The organism is Streptomyces sp. NPDC059443, from assembly GCF_042750105.1.
Classification (GTDB): Bacteria; Actinomycetota; Actinomycetes; order Streptomycetales; family Streptomycetaceae; genus Streptomyces.
This window is the reverse complement of record NZ_JBHYVM010000017.1, coordinates 36,516-54,692: the sequence shown is the minus strand read 5'-3', so window position 1 is coordinate 54,692 and position 18,177 is coordinate 36,516. Positions and strand designations below refer to the sequence as shown.

Below are 18,177 nucleotides of genomic sequence, written 5' to 3'. Positions count from 1 at the left end.
GTGGCTCAGAGGCCTTGCGGCTCCGACGGCCGTGGCCCCGGGCGGCCCGCGAGTCGGGCGGTCCGTGGCTCGGGCTGTCCCTGTGGGTGGCGGCCCTGGGGCCCGGGGGTGGGGTTTAGGACGGGCGGAGGGTGAGGGTTATGGGGCCCGTCGGGGAGGTGGTGACTTCGATGGACGTCAGGTCGGGGACGTGGGCGGTGGGGGCGTGGGCGGCGGCGCGGGGGCCGACGCCGATGACGCGCATGCCCGCCGCCCGGCCGGCGGCGATGCCGGCGGCCGAGTCTTCGAAGACGATGCAGTCGGCCGGGTCGACGCCGAGGGCGGCGGCGCCCTTCAGGAAGCCCTCGGGGTGGGGCTTGCTGGCCCGGACGGACTCGGCGGTGATCCGGACCTCCGGCATGGGCAGGGCCGCCGCGGTCATCCGGGCCGCGGCCAGGGCCGCGTCGGCGGAGGTGACCAGGGCGTGGGGGAGGGCGCTGATGGCCGCCATGAACTCGGGGGCTCCGCCGACCGGGACCACGCCGTCGGTGTCGGCGGTCTCGCGGGCGAGCATCACCGTGTTCTCGGCGAAGTTCTCCTCCATCGGGCGGTCCGGGAGGAGGATCGCCATCGTGGCGTAGCCCTGGCGGCCGTGGACGACCTTGAGGGCCTCCCGCGGGTCCAGTCCGTGGGCGACGGCCCAGTCGTGCCAGCAGCGTTCGACCACCGCGTCGGAGTTGACGAGGGTGCCGTCCATGTCCAGGAGCAGGGCCTTGGCGGTCAGAACGGCGTTCGCGGTGGTGACCTGCATGGGTGGGGCTCCAGACGGGGCGGGAAAAGAGAACAAGTGGTTCCGTCCACCGGTCAGGGATTGAGGACGGAACCACTTTGTTCCTGAAGGATACAAAGTGGAGGGGGGTCCGCGCCACCCGAGGAGGTGTGTTCTATCCCTCCAAGGCGCGGCGCGTCTGCGGGCCGTAGACCCCGTACGGGTCGCCCTCGACGCCGTTCTCCCACTGGAACGTCGACACCGCCGACCGCGTCCGATCGCCGAATTTTCCGTCGAACTTGCCCCGGTAGTACCCCTGGGCCGACAGCAGGCGCTGGATCTTCTCCACCTCCGGGCCCGAGTCCCCGTACTGGAGCGTGGGCGCCTGCGACGGCGGGGGCGAGCTCGCCGGGCGGCTCGGGGTCGGGGAGGGGGTGACCGCCGGAGCCGACGAGCGGGTCGGGCTGGGGGTCGGTGTCGGGGACGGGGAGGCCGAGGCGGAGCGGGAGGGGCTCGGGGAGCGGGAGAGGGACGGGCTCGGCTTGGCGCTCGCCGAAGTCTGCGCGGGGGCGGCCGACGGTAGGCCCGTCAGGGGAGAGGTGGGTTTCACGTCGAGGAGGACGGTCTCGGGATCGGGCTTGCCGGAGCCCGAGAAGGCCGTCACGGCAAGGGCCGCGGTGGCGATGACCGTCACGGCCGCGGCGATCGGCAGGGCACGTACGCGGCGGCGCGCGCGAGCCGCGCCGGGCGTGTGGCCGGGTGCCGGGACGGGGCGTAGCTGAATCGTTTCGTCAGGCCAGGACGCCGAGGTCGACGCCGTCGCCGCCACCGGGGTCCCGTACGCCGGGGTGTGGGCCTCCGCCGAAGCACCGGTCGCACCGGTTGCATGGGTCCCCGGCCGCACGTGCGGCACCGGCCGCGTGTGCGCCTCCGGGTGCGTACGGGCCTCCGGCGGCGGGGCGCCGGTCCGGCCGAGGTCGGGCAGCGAGACGTACGGGCGGATCCGCAAGGACTCGCATCGGCAGTCGTCTCTCACGGCGCCGCAATCTGGACAGCGCTCAGCGCTCACTGGTACCCCTCCCTGGCCACTGCCAGCGATTATGCAGACCCGCGGAGCCCCTCCCAACCGCCCGACAGGCCATAACCGGACACACCGCTCAGGATGGAGTAGTCGATCAGCCCTGAGGAGGAGCCGATGGTTCAGGACGTGGCCACGGAGCCCGGCCCGAGGAAGTCCGGCCCCGGCGCCGAACGCGCCTCGCGCGAGGTGCTCGTTTCCATCGGCGCACTGCTGCTGGGACTGCTGATCGCCGCACTCGACCAGACGATCGTGTCGACGGCCCTCCCCACGATCGTCAGCGATCTCGGCGGGATGGCCCATCTCTCGTGGGTCGTCACCGCCTACATGCTCGCCTCGACCGCCGCCACCCCGCTCTGGGGCAAGCTCGGGGACCAGTACGGGCGCAAGAAGCTCTTCCAGTACGCCATCGTGCTGTTCCTGATCGGGTCCGCCCTGTGCGGGCTCGGGCAGAACATGCCGCAGCTCATCGGGTTCCGCGCGCTGCAAGGCCTGGGCGGCGGCGGGCTGATGGTGCTGTCGATGGCGATCGTCGGCGACATCGTCCCGCCGCGCGAACGCGGCAAGTACCAGGGCCTCTTCGGCGCGGTCTTCGGAGCGACCAGCGTGCTCGGTCCGCTGCTGGGCGGGCTGTTCGTGGACCACCTGTCATGGCGCTGGGTCTTCTACATCAACCTCCCCATCGGTCTCGTCGCGCTCGTCGTCATCGCCGCGAGCCTGCACATCCCGGTGCGCTCCGAGAAGCACACCATCGACTACCTCGGCACCTTCCTCATCGCCTCCGTCGCGACCTGCCTCGTGCTCGTGGCCTCCCTCGGCGGGACCTGGGGCTGGAGCTCCCCGCAGATCATCGGACTGGCCGTACTGGGCGTCGTGCTGCTGATCGCCTTCGTCCTCGTCGAGCGGCGGGCCGTGGAGCCCGTGCTCCCGCTCAAGCTGTTCCGGATCCGGACCTTCACCCTCTGCTCGCTGATCAGCTTCGTCGTGGGCTTCGCGATGTTCGGCGCGATGGTCTACCTGCCGACCTTCCTCCAGGTCGTCCAGGGCGTCTCGCCGACCATGTCGGGCGTCCACATGCTGCCGATGGTGCTCGGCATGCTGATCACCTCCACCGGCTCCGGCCAGATCGTCAGCCGCACCGGACGCTGGAAGGTCTTCCCGATCGCGGGCACGGCCGTGACCGCCGTCGGGCTGCTGCTCCTGCACCAGTTGGAGCGCACCAGTTCCACCTGGGAGATGAGCACCTACTTCTTCGTCTTCGGCGCCGGCCTCGGACTGGTCATGCAGGTGCTCGTACTGGTGGTGCAGAACTCGGTCAGCTACGCCGACCTCGGAGTCGCCACCTCCGGTGCCACCTTCTTCCGCTCCATCGGCGCCTCCTTCGGCGTCGCCATCTTCGGCACGATCTTCACCAACCGGCTCGACGGCAAACTGGCCGCCGCACTGGCCGGACTCCCGCTGCCGCCCGGGGTGGACGCCTCGCGGCTGGAGGCCGACCCGCGGGCCATCGCGGCCCTCCCTCCCGCCCTGCGTCCGAGGGTGCTGGACGCCTACTCCACCTCCATCACCGACGTCTTCCTGTACGCCGCACCCGTGGTGTTGGTGGCCTTCGTCGTGGCCTGGTTCCTCAAGGAGGACAAGCTGCGCGGCTCGGTGACGGCGCCCGATGTCACCGAGACCCTCGCCTCGAACCCGGTCCACCGCTCCTCACGGGACGAGGTCGCCCGCGCCCTGTCGGTGCTCGGGACCCTCCAGGGTCGCAAGCACGTCTACGAGAAGATCACCGAGAAGGCCGGCTACGACCTGCTGCCCGCCTCCAGCTGGCTGCTGCTGCGGATCAACAAGTACGGCTCCGCCGAACCCGCCGTGCTCGCCGAGCGGACCATCGTGCCGTTGAAGGCCATCACGGACGCGGCCCGCCAGATCGAGGAGCGCGGGCTGGCCGTCCGCGACGGGCTGCCGCTGATCCTGACGGAGAAGGGCCGGGAGAGCGCGCTGAAGCTGTCCGCCGCCCGCCAGGACTCGCTCGCCGAACTGCTCGGCGACTGGTGGGGCCCGGACCGCCCGACCGACCTGTCGAAACTGGTCGCGGAGCTCAACACGGAGCTCTGCGGATCCGACTCCGAGGAGCCCTACGAGGCCCTGTCGCGCCGGGACCACTCCGCCACGCCCTGACCCCGCCCCGGCCAGCCGCCCCGGCCGCCCGAAGTCGCAGGCGGGCAGGCCGGGCGGGCAGGCCGGATCAGACCAGGTGCTTCTCGAACCAGTGCTGGGCGTACGGGCCGGAGCTGTACGCGGGTATCTCCGCGTACCCGTGACGCGCGTACAAGGCGCGGGCCTCCACCAGGTCCGACCGGGTGTCCAGCCGGACGCGCTCGGCGCCCAGCTCGCGGCCCGCCTCCTCCAGCGCCCGCAGGAGGGCCGCGCCGCCGCCGGTACCGCGGGCGCGCGGGTCCACGTACACCCTGGTGAGCTCGGCCGTGGCGGGGTCGAGGAGACGTATGCCTCCGCAGGCCAGGGGCCGGCCGTCCAGCCTGCCGACCACGAACCGCCCCGTCGGCGCCCTCAATTCGTCGTCCGGGAAGTCCAGGAGCCCCTGGTCGATCTCGGCCTCGGTGACGTCCCGCTCCCAGTACCGGCCCGCGACCTCCGCGTAGTACGCGCGGCGCAGCGCGGTGGCGTCCGGGGTGGTGAACGCCTCGGCGACGACCCGCCATGAGGCCGTGGCGGTCGCAGAGGCGGTGGGGGTGGCGATGGTGGTGGTCGGGGTCTTCTCGTTGCTGGTCATGGCGTCATTGTGGAGCCGGACGGAGCCGCCTCGCGTGGAATATCCACAGGCTCGGGCCGATGATAGGAAAAAGGGCAAACCGTGCGCACGAAGGGCGTGAAGCGTCATGTCGGAGCATCCTGACTGTGTCCTGGTCCGTCGCGGCTACGAGGCCTTCAACCAGGGCGACATGGAGAAGCTGGGCGCGATGATGACGGCCGACGTCATCCAGCACATGCCCGGCAGCAGCCCCATCTCCGGGCACCACAAGGGGCGGGAGGCGGTCCTCGACCTCTACCGCCGGCTGGGCGAGGAGACCAAGGGGACGCTCCAGGTCCATCTGGACAAAGTGCTCGCCGACGGCCGCGGTCACGCCATGAGTTTCCACACAACGCGCGCGGACCGCGGCGACCGCGGGATCGAGATCCACGAGGGGATCTTCTTCACGATCGTCGGCGGGAAGTACAGCGACCTCGACGTCTGCACCGAGAGCATCGAGGAGAGCGACGCCTTCTGGAGCTGAAGCAGCTGAAGCAGCTGAAGCAGCTGACGGAGCCGGAGGAGCCGAAGGAAGCGCCGACGTGAGAATCGGATGAGACGTGGAGGGGCCCGGAGCATCCGCTCCGGGCCCCTCCGTCGATCAGGCCTGCTTCGGCGCGGCCTGCTGCACGACCTCGAACGACCACACCGACGACCCCGTCGCAGCAGGCTTCGGGCGCTCGCCGCCACCCGCGCCGCCCGCTGCCCCGGCCGCCGCGCCGCCACCCTGGTGGGCCGCCTTCATCGGGCCCTCCATCCACGCCTGGAAGTCCTCCTCGGAGCGCCAGCGCGTGTACACCAGGTACTGGTCCGTGCCCTCGACGGGCCGCAGCAGCTCGAACCACTCGAACCCGTCCGAGCCCTCCACGGAGCCCGCTCGGGAGGCAAACCGCTGCTCCAGGACCTCTCGCTGTTCGGCCGGGACGGTGAGGGCGTTGATCTTCACGATGCTCATGCACGCCATCCTAGGTATCGCGCGGGGGATATCGTCGTCCGGGTAAATGAAGGACGCGGTATGAATCGCGGTATCAAACGCGGCAGCCAGGCAAAGTCAGGGTTGCGGTCAACAGGGCGGGAGGCCGGCGAGGCGTGGCTAACGCGGCGGAGCACAGTGGTGCGAACGGACATGCCGGGGTCATAGGCGGTAGCGGCGGCAGGCTCGGGGCGGCACGCCTCATGCTGTGGGCGCTGGCAGGGCTGCTCGCCGTCAGGCAGGCCGCCGTGGTGCTGCGCGTGCCACCGGGCGAGTGGCTCAGCGACTTCCACCTCCCCGGAACCGCGGGCAGCCTGCCGGGTCTGCTCTACGAGAACGGCCAGTTCACCGGGACCCCCTTCGCGGGGCTGGTCCTCAAGCCGCTCCTCGGCTTCGCCACGCCCTCCCTGGAGGTGGCCTGGACCTGCGTGACCCTGCTGTTCGTCGCCGCCATCGGGCTCGTCGCCGCGCGCGGCCTGCCCGACCCCGTGCCCCGGCGCACCGCGCTGCTGGCCGCGCCCGTGCTGGTCGCGCTGATGATGGTCTCGCTGCCCGTCCGCGAAGCCGCCTCGCCCGGCCAGACCGCCGTACTGCCCGTCCTGCTGGTGCTGCTGGCCGTGTTCCGGGTCCCGGGCGACCGCCCGTCCGGGTTCCTGATCGGGCTCGCCGCCGCCCTCCAGCCCGCGCTGCTGCTCTTCGCCCCGCTGCTGTGGCTGACCGGGCGCAAGCCCACCGCGCGCGCCGCCGCCGCGACCTTCGCCGGAGCCACCGCGCTGTCCTGGGCGGCCCTGCCGCACGACTCGTGGACGTACTGGGTCCGGCACCTGGCCGGCACCGGCCTCGGCGGCGCCCCCGACAGCCTCGCCAACCAGTCCGTGCACGGCGCGCTGCTGCGCCTCGGCCTGACCGGCCCCGGCGAGATCCTGCTCTACCTCGCCCTCGCGGCCGCCGTCGCCTGGTTCGGCCTGCGCCGCGCCGCCCGCTACGCCCGCGACGGGCAGCTGCTGCTCGCCGTCGCCATCACCGGCTGCGTGGCCGTCGCCGTGTCCCCGACCGGGTGGCGCCACCAGCTGCTCTGGGTGCTGCTCGCCGTCGCCGGCAAGGTCGGCAAGCGGGCCGCCGACCGGCCCGTGTGGCCGGTGGCGGTGGTCCTCGCCATGACCCTGCCGAGCGACGTACTGCTGCCCAACCTGGCCGCGCTGGCCCCCGTACGGGACAACGTGCTGCTGCTCGCGGCCGTCGCGGCGGCCTGCGCCGTGCCGTTCCTGCCGCGCTCGTCCCCGTACTGGCGCGAGCCCGTGCCGACGGCCTACGGGCGGCCCGCCCCCGCGCGGTGGGCGCGGATCCCGCTGCTGCCGTTCTGGCGGCGCGTGCTCTCGCGTCCGAACCTGCTGCTGGAGCTGCTGCTGATACGGGTCGGGTACTCGCTGTACTCGTACATCCGGGCCGCCGCGCCCACCGGCCGGAGCCTCGCCGAGGGCAACGGAAGCCAGATCCACGGCATCGAGAAGGCGCTCGGCATCGACATCGAGCACGCCGTGAACCACGCCGTCGCGAAGACGCCCTGGCTGGAGGCGTTCTTCAACTTCTACTACACCTCCTTCCACTTCGTGGTCCCGCTGACGATCCTGGCCGTCCTGTACTGGCGCCGCCCCAAGGACTACCGCTGGGCGCGGGCCTCCCTGGGCCTGGCCACCGTGCTCGCCCTCATAGGCTTCTGGCTGTACCCGCTCGCGCCGCCGCGCCTGATGCCCGACCTGGGCTTCATCGACACCGTGCACGGGGTGCAGGACCTGGCGAACCCGAGCTACGGGGCCATGACGGCGATCTCCAACCAGTACGCGGCGATGCCCTCGCTGCACTTCGGCTGGTCGCTGTGGTGCGGGGTCGTGATCGTCACGCTCGCGCCGAAGGGCTGGCAGAAGCTGCTGGGGGCGCTGCACCCGACGATCACCGTCTGCGCGATCGTCGCCACCGCCAACCACTGGGTGCTCGACGCGGTCGGCGGAGCGGTCGTCGTCGGGGCCGGTTTCGGGCTCGTCTACGTGCTCTCCGGTCCCCGGGGTGCCGCTGTTCCGGCCGGGGTGGCCGTGCCGCGGCCGCGGGTGCCGGAGCGGGTTGGTGCGGGGGAGCGCACGAACGCCTGAGGCGACGACGAAGGGGTGCCGGGGCGGTGTAGCAGCCCGTCCCGGCACCCCTTCGCGCTGGATCGCCGCGTTCTGCCATGGTCCGCCGGTTGCTTGGCTCCCGCCACTCGGGCGGGTGCGGCGCGGGTGCGGCGGAGCCGGGGCGGGCCCTGCGGGGCCGTCCCCTACCCGCCCTTCGCCCGTTCCCCGGGGCTGTGCCCCGGGACCCCGGCCGTGAGATTTGGGTGCGGGTTCGTTGTGGCTGGGTGCGCAGTTCCCCGCGCCCCTGTCAGGCTGTCGGGAGGTTTGCCACCACCAGGGCTATCGCCGCCGTCGCCGTGTCCGTTTCGCCGAGGACCGTGGTCTGGCGGGGGCCGCGTACGCGGAAGCGGCCGTCGGGCAGGGGCTCCACGGCCGGGGCGGTCACGGCGAAGGGGTGTCCGGCGGAGGCGCTGAACCACAGCGTGAAGTGGCTGGTGTACGGGTACAGGCGACGCAGTTCCGGCTCTTCGCGGGCGGCCTCGATGAGGGCCAGGACGCCCTGGCTCATGGGCTCGGACCCGTTCTCCTCGGCCATCCGCAGCCAGGTCGTCGGCAACCGCTGCCAGCGTCTGGCGCTGGGGTCCTCAAGGTTCATCCGGGCAGTCTGGGGGCCGGTCGGCGCCAAGGCAATGATCCGGATGGCGGCGAGACGGTAACGACTGACCGGTAACAGCAGCGCGGGACCGAGGGACGGCAGGGGCCGGGCGTGGGAGGTGGGGCCCCTGCCGTCCTGGATCACGGGTCAGCCGTGGCTGACCCGCAGCTCTTTGATGCCGTTCAGCCAGGCCGCGCGCAGCCGGCGCGGGCCGTCGCCGACGAGGCGCAGGTCGGGCAGGGTGTCGGCCAGCGCGTTGAACATCAGGTCGATCTCCATGATGGCCAGCGACTTGCCGAGGCAGAAGTGGGGACCGCCGCCGCCGAAGCCAAGGTGCGGGTTCGGGTCGCGGGTGATGTCGAAGCGGTCGGGGTCGGTGAAGACCTCGGGGTCGTGGTTGGCGGAGGAGTAGAACATGCCCACCCGGTCGCCCGCCTTGATCTTCTGGCCGCCCAGTTCGGTGTCCTGGGTGGCGGTGCGCTGGAAGGACACCACGGGCGTGGCCCAGCGCACGATCTCCTCGGCGGCCGTCGAGGGGCGGGTCGCCTTGTACAGCTCCCACTGATCGGGGTGGGTCAGGAAGGCGTGCATGCCGTGGCTGATGGCGTTGCGCGTGGTCTCGTTGCCCGCGACCGCGAGCAGCAGCACGAAGAAGCCGAACTCGTCGGAGCCCAGGTTGCCCTGGCCCTCGGCGGCGACCAGCTGCGTGACGATGTCCTGGGCCGGGCATTCCTTGCGCTCGGTGGAGAGGTTCATCGAGTAGCCGATGAGCTCCATGGCCGCGTTGCCGCCGACCTCCGCGGTGATCGCGTACTCCGGGTCGTCGTAGGCGATCATCTTGTTCGACCAGTCGAAGATCCGCGAGCGGTCCTCCTGCGGTACGCCGATCAGCTCGGCGATGGCCTGCAGCGGGAGTTCGCACGCCACCTGCGTGACGAAGTCGAAGCTGCCGTCGGCCGAGGCCGCCAGCGCCTCCGCGACGATCTTCCGGGCGCGGTCGCGCAGGGCCTCCTCCAGCCCGCGGATGGCCCGCGGGGTGAAGCCCCGCTGCACGATCTGGCGTACGCGGGTGTGTTCCGGCGGATCCATGTTCAGCATGATCAGGCGCTGGGCATCTATCGCTTCGCGCTGGATGTGCTCGTTGAAGCGGATGATCGCCGTGTTCGTCGTGGAGGAGAACAGCTCCGGGTGCGTGGAGACGTACTTGACGTCCGCGTGCCGGGTGACGGCCCAGTACCCCTCGTCGTCGAAGCCGGTGATGCCCCGCTCCTGCGGGCACCACCAGACGGGTGCGGTCTCCCGCAACTGTGCGAACTCGGGGTAGGGGACCCGGTCTTGGAGCAGGTCCGGGTCGGTGGCGTCGAAGCCTTCGGGCAGCGCGGGGCAGGGCATCGGGCGACTCCAAAGTCTGACGGCCCATCAGAAGTTGGCTCGAAGGTAGTAACGAGTTCTAGAAGTGACAAGGGGCCCCGCACCAACTGTTGCGTGTGGAATCCGTGTAAGCCACGTGCAAGACCCTTGCGTACCGGGTCTTCTGGTCATAAGACTGCGGGGAGAACTAGAACGCGTACTAGTTCGGGCGGGGCGCCGGGACGGCCCGCCCGCCAGCCGAGGCGCGCCACCTGAGCGCGCCGTGCGCTACGCAGGAGCAGGAAAGGACGAGCTCATGGCCGCGGAACCCGTCATCGTCGAAGCCGTACGCACCCCCATCGGCAAGCGCGGGGGCGCACTCGCCAACCTTCACCCCGCCTACCTTCTCGGCGAGACCTACCGCGAGCTCCTCGCCCGCACCGGTATCCAGCCCGACTGCGTCGAGCAGATCGTCGGCGGCACCGTCACCCACGCCGGCGAGCAGTCGATGAACCCCGCCCGCAACGCCTGGCTGGCCATGGGCCTCCCCTACGAGACGGCCGCGACCACCGTGGACTGTCAGTGCGGCAGCTCCCAGCAGGCCAACCACATGGTCGCCAACATGATCTCCGGCGGCGTCATGGACATCGGGATCGCCTGCGGGGTCGAGGCCATGAGCCGCGTCCCGCTCGGCTCCGGATCCAAGCACGGCCCGGGCAAGCCCTTCCCGGACGAGTGGAACGTCGACCTCCCGAACCAGTTCGAGGCCGCCGAGCGCATCGCCCGGAACCGCGGTCTGACCCGCGAGGACGTGGACAGGCTGGGCGTGCTCTCGCAGGAGCGGGCCGCGACCGCCTGGGCCGAGGAGCGGTTCAAGCGCGAGACCTTCGCCGTACAGGTGCCGACCACCGAGGCCGAGCAGGCCGCCGGCCAGGGCATGTGGCGGCTGGTCGACCGGGACGAGGGGCTGCGCGACACCTCCATGGAGGCGCTCGCCCGGCTCAAGCCGGTCATGCCGACCGCCGTGCACACCGCCGGGAACTCCTCGCAGATCTCCGACGGCGCCGCCGCCGTGATGTGGGCCTCGCGCAAGATGGCCCGCGCGCTCAAGCTGCGGCCGCGCGCCCGGATCGTCGCCCAGACGCTGGTCGGCGCCGACCCGCACTACCACCTGGACGGGCCGATCGACGCGACGCGGGCGGTGCTGGGCAAGGCCGGCATGTCGCTGAAGGACATCGACCTCGTCGAGATCAACGAGGCGTTCGCCTCCGTGGTCCTCAGCTGGGCCCAGGTCTTCGACCAGGACCTGGAGAAGGTCAACGTCAACGGCGGCGGCATCGCGCTGGGCCACCCCGTCGGCGCCACCGGCGCCCGGCTGATCACCACCGCGCTGCACGAGCTGGAGCGGCGCGACAAGGAATTCGCCCTGATCACCATGTGCGCGGGAGGCGCGCTGGCGACGGGCACCATCATCCAGCGCCTGTAGTACGGCGGCGTTGGCCTCGGACCCTGTGGGATGGGATAGCCGAAGGCCCCGGTGGCCGGACCTGGGGAGGTCGGCCGCCGGGGCCTTCGCACGTGCCTGCTGGTGCGTGGCGCTGCGCGGTGCGTGCTGCGCGGTGCGTGCTGCGTGCTGCGTGGTGCTGCTACGTCGTCCGTTGCCGCTGGTGGCTTAGTACCAGTGGTGGGTCTGCCAGAAGCTCCAGGCGCCGACGGGGCTGCCGTAGCGGGAGTTCATGTAGTCCAGGCCCCACTTGATCTGGGTGGCCGGGTTGGTCTTCCAGTCCGAGCCCGCCGAGGCCATCTTCGAGGCCGGCAGGGCCTGGACCAGGCCGTAGGCGCCCGAGGAGGAGTTCGTGGCGGTGTGGTCCCAGCCGCTCTCGCGGGAAACGATGTTGTTGAAGGCGGCGAACTGGGCCGGGTCCTTGATCATCTGCTGGGCGATCGCCTTGGCGCTCAGCGGGGCGGCCTGCGCGGGAACCGCGGCCAGCATGGAACCGGCGACGCCCAGGGCGAGGACGGTACCCGCGAGGGTCTTCTTGGAAGCGGCGATGCGGCGGATGACGGCGTTGGACACGGAGGGGCCTTCCGAAGGGGACAAGGACGGTCGCGGGCATGCCGAAGACATGCGTGAGCCACTCACGCGAAGGAGAGGGGTTCGTCGGCGGGAGCGGGAGACCGGGGGCGACCCCGGGGGGATCTCCGTCCGCCCTGCGACTCATCCAGTTCTACGGGGCATCCCCGGCCCTGGCAACGACCCCTCTTACTAGTGGTCCTCGCAGCCGGGGCGCAACGACCCCCCACCGGCCCGGCACCCATCAGGGCAGGTGAGAGCCGGTATCAGGGGGTTCATACGGGACGTTTAAGGACTACTATCCCGGTTCGTATGTGACCTAGGTCCTGTGGGGCGGGTCACCGCCGGACCCCCCGGATCTCACCCTCCGTGCCCACCCGTACCCCTTCCGGGGGAAGGTTTACCGCCGGACCCGACCCCCGGATCGAAGGCCACGGGCGCATCGAAGGCAGCTTTGCGCGTGGCCCGGCGCAGCGCCTTCAGCAGGGTCGTGCCGAGCGTGAGCGTGAGTACGACGGTCAGCGCGGCCCGCCCCAGGTCCCAGCCCACCGAGGTCGCCAGGCAGTACGCGAGGAAGCGCGCCAGATTCGCGGCCACCGGCTCACCGGGGTGGAAGGAGATGCCCTGGCCCATGCCCTGCAGGATCACCCAGCCCTGGAGGTTCATGACCGTGCCGTACACGAAGGAGCCGAGGAATCCGTACGCCGAGAGCAGCGCCAGCTCGGCCCGCCCCCGGATCCCGTCCGGGCCCGGCAGCAGCCCCGCGCCCAGCGAGAACCAGCCCATGGCCAGCATCTGGAACGGCATCCACGGTCCGACCCCGCCCGTGAGCAGGGCCGACGCGAACATCGTCACCGCTCCGAGGACGAACCCGAAGCCGGGGCCGAGGACGCGTCCGCTCAGCACCAGCAGGAAGAACATGGGCTCCAGACCGGCCGTGCCCGCGCCGAGGGGACGCAGCGCGGCCCCCACCGCGGCCAGTACGCCGAGCATGGCGACGGCCTTGGCGTCCATGCCGTCGTCGGCGATGGTCGCGACGACCACCCCGACGAGGAGGGGGAGCAGCGCGGCGAAGAGCCAGGGGGCGTCCTGGGAGTGCGCCAGGCCCGAGCGGGCGTCGGCGAGCAGGGGCCAGCCGAAGGCGGCGATGCCGATGAGGGTGACGAGGACCAGGGCGGCGGCGGCGCGGGGGCCGATGCGGATGGGGCGGGGGCGGATGCTCATGGCGTACCGCCGCCGTCGTGGGCGGAGGCCGGCGGGGCCTGGGGTTCCGTCTGGAGGGCGGCGGCCACCTGGGACACCGTGAGCCAGTGGCCCGGGGCCAGGATCTTGGCCACCTGCGGCGCGAAGGCGGGGGAGGAGACGACCACCTCGGCGGTCGGCCCGTCCGCGACGACCTCGCCGCCGGCCAGGATCACCACCCGGTGGGCCAGCTCGGCGGCGAGCTCCACGTCGTGGGTGGCCAGGACGATCGCGTGGCCTTCGCCGGCCAGGCCGCGCAGGATCTCGACCAGGCGGGCCTTGGCCGCGTAGTCCAGACCGCGGGTCGGCTCGTCGAGCAGGAGCAGCGCCGGGCGGCCGGTCAGTACGAGCGCCAGCGCTAGGGCCAGGCGCTGGCCCTCGGAGAGATCGCGCGGGTGGGTGTCGTCGGGGACGTCGGGGAGCAGCGAGGTGACGAGGGCCCGGCAGGTACCGGGTGCCGCGTGGGCGTCGTGGTCGGCGGCGGCGCACTCGGCGGCGACGGTGTCGGCGTAGAGGAGGTCGCGGGGCTCCTGCGGCACCAGGCCCACGCGGGTCACCATCTCGGGGGGAGGGGTGCGGTGGGGGGTGCGGCCGCTGACGGTCACCTGGCCGGTGGTGGGTTCGAGCGTACCGACGAGGGTGGCGAGGAGGGTGGACTTGCCGGCGCCGTTGCGGCCCATCAGGGCGACGATCTCGCCGGGCGCTACCGCGAGGTTGATGTCGCGGAGGACCTCTGCGCGGCCGCGGCGGAGGGAGACGGCCTTGACGGTGGCCGGGCCGGTGGCGGTGCCGGTTGCCGACGCCGACGGCGGGGGCGTCGTTCGGCCACGCCGGAGCAGGCGGGCGAGCGGGTGCGGGCCGGAGCGGGAGCCCTGCGGGCGGCCGTCCCCTACCCACCCTTCCACCGTTCCCCGGGGCTCCGCCCCGGGCAAAACCAGCCCCGCCGGCGTTTGAGGCGCGGGTCCGGGCAGAGCCCGGGAAGCGGCGCCGCGCGCTGGGTCGGACGGGTCCAGCTCGGCCACGCCGGACAGGCGGGACAGGCGGGACCGCAGCGGAGCGGACCGGCGGCGGGCGTCGCGGACGGACAGGGGAAGGGGGGACCAGTCGGCCAGCCGCCCCAGGGCGACCACCGGCGGGTGGACCGGGGAGACGGCCATGACCGAGGAAGGGGAGCCCAGGACGGGCGCCGCGCCCGGGGCGGGGAGGAGCAGGACCTGGTCGGCGTACTGGACCACCCGCTCCAGGCGGTGCTCCGCCATCAGCACGGTCGTGCCCAGGTCGTGGACCAGTCGCTGGAGGACCGCCAGGACCTCCTCCGCCGCCGCCGGGTCCAGCGCGGACGTCGGCTCGTCCAGGACGAGCACCCGCGGGTGCGGGGTCAGGACCGAGCCGATCGCGACCCGCTGCTGCTGGCCCCCGGACAGGGTGGCGATGGGGCGGTCGCGCAGCTCGCCGAGGCCGAGCAGGTCGAGGGTCTCCTCCACCCGGCGGCGCATGACGGCGGGGGGAAGGCCCAGGGACTCCATGCCGTAGGCGAGCTCGTCCTCGACCACGTCCGTCACGAAGTGGGCCAGCGGGTCTTGGCCCACCGTGCCGACCACGTCCGCCAGCTCGCGCGGCTTGTGCGTACGGGTGTCGCGGCCCGCGACCGTGACCCGGCCCTGGAGCCGGCCCCCGGTGAAGTGCGGGACCAGGCCGGAGACCGCCCCGAGGAGGGTGGATTTGCCGACGCCCGAGGGGCCGATCAGGAGCGTCAGCTCGCCCTCGGGGAGGACGAAGTCCGCGTTGCACAGAGAAGGGGACGGCGCGCCCTCGTACGTCACCGACACCTCGTCGAAACGGATCACAGCGACGCCTCCTTCGGCGGTACGGGTGCCACGAAGGCGGGAAGCAGGCCGATCAGGATCACCGCGGCGGGGTAGAAGGGGAGGACCGGCGCGACGAGGGGGACCACACCCGGGCGCAGCCCCTCCGGATCCAGGGACGCGGCCCGGATCAGCAGCGCCGCGACCGCCGCGCCCGACCCGGCGACGAGCCAGGACCGCAGGCCCCACCGGTCGGGCCGGTACCGGGTCCGGATCGACCGGCGGCCGCCGAGCCGCAGCCCCGCGAGGGCCAGGGCGAGGCCGATGAGGAGGATCGGCAGGCCGTACACGGCGCCCTCCGCCGCCAGCAGCCCGTACGTACCCGCGCACATGCCGAGCAGCCCGCCGAGGGTGAGGACGTTGGTGGTGTGCCGGACGGCGGCCGGGACCCGCGCGGTGCGGCCGTAGCCGCGGGCGTCCATGGACGCGGCGAGGGCGACGGAACGTTCCAGCGCGCCCTCCAGCACCGGCAGGCCGATCTGAAGGACCGCCTTGACCCCGCCCGTGGGCCGCCCGCGCAGGCGGCGGGCGGTACGCAGCCGGAGCACGTCCGCGACCATGTTCGGCGCGAAGGTCATCGCGACGACCACGGCGACGCCCACCTCGTACAGGGCCGCCGGCAGGGACTTCAGCAGCCGGGCCGGATTCGCGAGGGCGTTGGCGGCGCCGACGCAGATCAGCAGCGTGGCCAGCTTCGCACCGTCGTAGAAGGCGAAGACGAGCTGCTCGGCGGTGACCCGGCCACCGAACCGGATGCCCTGCGCCCAGGCAGGCAACGGGATCTCCGGGAGGGTGAACAAGGTGTGCGAGCCGGGGATGGGGGAGCCCAGGAGCATGGAGAAGAGGAGGCGCAGCCCGATGACGAAGAGGCCGAGCTTGACGAAGGCGCCGTAGGAACGGGCCCAGGGGGCGTCCGTACGGCGCGCTGCGACGACGTACCCGGCGACCCCGACGACGAGGCCGAGCAGCAGCGGATTGGTGGTGCGCGAGGCGGCGGTGGCGAGCCCGAGCGCCCAGAGCCACCAGGCCCCCGCGTGCAGGGCATTGCTCCGACTGGCCTCGGGGGCCTGCCATTTCTTTTTGTACGTCGGCACGCGCGGGGCGCCGGTTGCCCGGTCGGCGTCCCGCCCGGCCGGGGTGAGGACGTCGCGCGCCGCGCCGTGGGTGGTGCGGGTGGCCCTGGCGGGCGGCCGCCCGCCGTCGGCGCCCGCTCCGCCGGCGCGGGAGCCCGCGTCGGCGGGGTCCGGGGTCACCGGGTGCGGCGGCGGCGCGATTGCCAGAGGGCGGCCGCGGCCAGGGCCGCCACCGCCGCGATGCCCGCGAGGAGGCCCGCCGACGGGCCGCCGCTCTTGCCGGTGTCGGCGGAGGCATCGGCGGAGGGGTCGGCGGAGGCCTCCGCGACCGGCTCGCCGCAGCCCTGCTTCGGGTATCCCGAGACCGCGCACAGCAGCGCCGCGCTGTTGTAGCGCAGCGGCTTCGCCACCTCCGCCAGGGCCTCGGCGGCCGTGGCGTCCGGGCCGAGCTGCGCGCACGCCGTGCGCGGGGCGTCCTGAGGCGGGGCGTCGCCCGTCGGGGCGTCCGCCGGGCTGCCGAAGTCGATGACCACGGCGACCCGCTTCTTGCCGTCCACCGCCGGGGTGGCGGAGCAGACGGCCGCGAAGTCCGGGCCGGTGCGCGGCGGGGCGGCCTGGTCGGCGGCGTCCTTGCTGACCACGAAGTGGAAGCCCTGCACGGAGCCGTCCGCCGGCCGCGCCGAGGAGGGGCCCTGGGTGGCGTACTTCCACTGGCCGCCCGAGCCGTCCCAGAACGACCAGTAGCGGTACGTGGAGGCGAGGGCCGGGGACGCGGCGAGGAGCGTGAGGACGAGGCCGAGACCGACGAGCAGCGGGGTCAGACGGCGGCGCATCAGAGCTGGTTCTTCTTCCGGCGGCCGCTCAGCACGATGCCGATGCCCATACCGGCCGCGGCGCCCGCGCCGATCATCCACCAGACGTTCTTGCTGCCGGAGCCCTCGGACTTGTCGGAGCTCTTCTTGCCGGAGTCCTTCTCCTGGGCGCCCGTGGCCCGCTCGGGCGCCGGGCCCGTCTCGTTCAGCGCCGCCACCAGGTCCGTGCCGCCGAAGGCCTTCGGGTCGGTGCCGGTCGCGTGCGCGGCCAGGACCAGGGTGCCCAGGCCGGCCGGGTTGTCCTTGGACCACTCGGCGGAGTTGGCCTTCAGCCACTCCAGTGCGCCCGCCGCCGACTGCTTGTGTCCGGCCGCGGCCAGGGCGATCACCGCTTCGGCGGTGTTGCCGATGTCCGGGGTCGGCTGGTCGGAGCCCGGGGTCGCGGCGGTGAGGTGGCCGTCCTTCTTCAGGGCCTCGGCCAGGTATCCGGCCGCGCCCTGGGCGGCGGCCGCCGGGTCACCCGCGGTCGCCGGGCAGGCCAGCGCGGTCGCGGGGGTGTCCGACGCGGCGGGGGCGACGGCCTCGCCCTTGCCGAGGCCGGCCAGCGCGGCGGCGGACGTGGCGTGGGCGTTGGCGAGCAGCTTCCCGTCGGTCGGCTGGAACGCGAAGGCGCCCCGGTCGGCGGCCGGCTCCGCGGAGCAGCCCAGCTGGAAGGCGAGCAGCCCCTCGTACGCCGACTTGCCCGTCTTCGACTTGACCTCGGCGGGCTTCTCACCGGCCGCCGCCAGGGCGCTGATCACGATGCCGGTCGAGATGGCGTCCGTACCGCTGTCCATGGCGCCGCCGGGGTTGTTGCTCCAGCCGCCGTCCGCGTTCTGCGCGGACTTGAGCCAGTCGACGGCCTTCTTCACCGTCTCGTCGTGTCCGCCGAGCGCGGCGAGCGCCTGTACGGCGGCCGCGGTGGCGTTGGAGTCGATGAACGCCGAGGCGTCGCACGCCTTGGAGGTGTCCGCGCGGAAGGAGGGGAAGGAGCCGTTCGCGCACTGCTGGCCGGTCAGCCAGTCGATGGCCTTCCCGGCGGGCTCGACCCCGGCCGCGTGCTGGCCGAGCAGCGCGAACGACTGCCGCCACACCCCGTCGTACGTCGGGTCCTTCTTGCCGAAGAGGCCGGAGGGGACGGCGGGCGCCGGGGAGGGCGCGGCGGTGTCGGCGAGGGCTGCGGGGGCGGCACCCACGCAGAGCACGGCGGAGGCGGCGAGCGTGGCGGCGCTGCGGCGGACGTTCATGTGGGGCGGGTGCCTCTCCTGCTGGGGACCCGGAGGCAGGCGGCACAGCAGGGGGCTGGCACCGGGCTCCGGCTCCGTTTACCTCGACGGTGCCGGCCGCCGGGGGA

16 protein-coding genes are annotated in these 18,177 nt (G+C 72.8%); 4 read left to right on the top strand and 12 right to left on the bottom strand.

What is annotated here, in order from left to right; genetic code table 11:
- Positions 1-115: 115 nt before the first annotated feature.
- Both ACFXDJ_RS18360 and ACFXDJ_RS18355 read right to left on the bottom strand, forming a co-directional pair.
- The gene (locus ACFXDJ_RS18360) at positions 116-790 is read right to left on the bottom strand and encodes an HAD-IA family hydrolase (RefSeq protein ID WP_384660183.1); all 675 of its coding nucleotides are present in this window, start codon (positions 788-790) and stop codon (positions 116-118) included.
- Positions 791-923: 133 nt separating this feature from the next.
- Positions 924-1,757, bottom strand: coding sequence for a peptidoglycan-binding protein (locus tag ACFXDJ_RS18355; protein WP_384849601.1), 834 nt, complete (start codon positions 1,755-1,757; stop codon positions 924-926).
- Positions 1,758-1,943: 186 nt separating this feature from the next.
- On the opposite strand from ACFXDJ_RS18355, the gene ACFXDJ_RS18350 reads away from it, so the two are divergent.
- Positions 1,944-4,001 carry a DHA2 family efflux MFS transporter permease subunit gene (locus ACFXDJ_RS18350; protein ID WP_384660188.1) on the top strand — a complete coding sequence of 686 codons (2,058 nt, stop codon included), beginning with the start codon at positions 1,944-1,946 and terminating at the stop codon, positions 3,999-4,001.
- 67 nt (positions 4,002-4,068) lie between these two features.
- Here the strand turns inward: ACFXDJ_RS18350 and ACFXDJ_RS18345 are convergent, their stop codons facing one another.
- The gene (locus ACFXDJ_RS18345; RefSeq protein WP_384660191.1) at positions 4,069-4,614 is read right to left on the bottom strand and encodes a GNAT family N-acetyltransferase; all 546 of its coding nucleotides are present in this window, start codon (positions 4,612-4,614) and stop codon (positions 4,069-4,071) included.
- 106 nt (positions 4,615-4,720) lie between these two features.
- Between ACFXDJ_RS18345 and ACFXDJ_RS18340 the strand changes: the two genes are divergently transcribed.
- Positions 4,721-5,116, top strand: coding sequence for a nuclear transport factor 2 family protein (locus ACFXDJ_RS18340; RefSeq protein ID WP_384660193.1), 396 nt, complete (start codon positions 4,721-4,723; stop codon positions 5,114-5,116).
- 117 nt (positions 5,117-5,233) lie between these two features.
- Here ACFXDJ_RS18340 and ACFXDJ_RS18335 read toward each other — a convergent pair whose 3' ends face one another.
- A complete protein-coding gene (locus ACFXDJ_RS18335; RefSeq protein ID WP_384660195.1) occupies positions 5,234-5,587 on the bottom strand; it encodes an antibiotic biosynthesis monooxygenase family protein in 354 nt (117 codons plus the stop codon).
- A gap of 221 nt (positions 5,588-5,808) precedes the next feature.
- Between ACFXDJ_RS18335 and ACFXDJ_RS18330 the strand changes: the two genes are divergently transcribed.
- The gene (locus ACFXDJ_RS18330) at positions 5,809-7,752 is read left to right on the top strand and encodes a bifunctional glycosyltransferase 87/phosphatase PAP2 family protein (RefSeq protein WP_384849679.1); all 1,944 of its coding nucleotides are present in this window, start codon (positions 5,809-5,811) and stop codon (positions 7,750-7,752) included.
- 268 nt (positions 7,753-8,020) lie between these two features.
- On the opposite strand, the gene ACFXDJ_RS18325 is transcribed toward ACFXDJ_RS18330, so the two are convergent.
- Positions 8,021-8,368 (bottom strand): DUF6193 family natural product biosynthesis protein, encoded by a 348-nt coding sequence (locus ACFXDJ_RS18325; protein ID WP_384658055.1) that lies wholly within the window; start codon positions 8,366-8,368, stop codon positions 8,021-8,023.
- Between the two features lie 147 nt (positions 8,369-8,515).
- Complete coding sequence (locus ACFXDJ_RS18320) at positions 8,516-9,760, bottom strand: cytochrome P450 (RefSeq protein ID WP_384849598.1); 1,245 nt, start codon at positions 9,758-9,760, stop codon at positions 8,516-8,518.
- Positions 9,761-10,034: 274 nt separating this feature from the next.
- Between ACFXDJ_RS18320 and ACFXDJ_RS18315 the strand changes: the two genes are divergently transcribed.
- On the top strand, positions 10,035-11,204 hold the full coding sequence (locus ACFXDJ_RS18315; RefSeq protein ID WP_384658060.1) for a steroid 3-ketoacyl-CoA thiolase: 1,170 nt from the start codon (positions 10,035-10,037) through the stop codon (positions 11,202-11,204).
- A gap of 186 nt (positions 11,205-11,390) precedes the next feature.
- Here ACFXDJ_RS18315 and ACFXDJ_RS18310 read toward each other — a convergent pair whose 3' ends face one another.
- The 6 genes from ACFXDJ_RS18310 to ACFXDJ_RS18285 all read right to left on the bottom strand — a co-directional run bounded on the left by ACFXDJ_RS18310 (position 11,391) and on the right by ACFXDJ_RS18285 (position 18,070).
- Positions 11,391-11,846, bottom strand: coding sequence for a transglycosylase SLT domain-containing protein (locus ACFXDJ_RS18310; protein ID WP_384849595.1), 456 nt, complete (start codon positions 11,844-11,846; stop codon positions 11,391-11,393).
- 306 nt (positions 11,847-12,152) lie between these two features.
- Positions 12,153-13,016, bottom strand: coding sequence for an ECF transporter S component (locus ACFXDJ_RS18305; RefSeq protein ID WP_384664124.1), 864 nt, complete (start codon positions 13,014-13,016; stop codon positions 12,153-12,155).
- Positions 13,013-14,881, bottom strand: coding sequence for an ABC transporter ATP-binding protein (locus tag ACFXDJ_RS18300; RefSeq protein ID WP_384849592.1), 1,869 nt, complete (start codon positions 14,879-14,881; stop codon positions 13,013-13,015). The genes ACFXDJ_RS18305 and ACFXDJ_RS18300 overlap by 4 nt, the downstream gene beginning before the upstream one ends.
- Complete coding sequence (locus ACFXDJ_RS18295) at positions 14,878-15,993, bottom strand: energy-coupling factor transporter transmembrane protein EcfT (RefSeq protein ID WP_384664093.1); 1,116 nt, start codon at positions 15,991-15,993, stop codon at positions 14,878-14,880. Before ACFXDJ_RS18295 ends, ACFXDJ_RS18300 begins: the two co-directional genes overlap by 4 nt.
- A gap of 155 nt (positions 15,994-16,148) precedes the next feature.
- Positions 16,149-16,805 (bottom strand): SCO2322 family protein, encoded by a 657-nt coding sequence (locus tag ACFXDJ_RS18290; protein ID WP_384849589.1) that lies wholly within the window; start codon positions 16,803-16,805, stop codon positions 16,149-16,151.
- Entirely contained in the window at positions 16,805-18,070 is a 1,266-nt protein-coding gene (locus ACFXDJ_RS18285) for a prenyltransferase/squalene oxidase repeat-containing protein (protein WP_384849586.1), read from the bottom strand. The genes ACFXDJ_RS18290 and ACFXDJ_RS18285 overlap by 1 nt, the downstream gene beginning before the upstream one ends.
- Positions 18,071-18,177 lie beyond the last annotated feature (107 nt).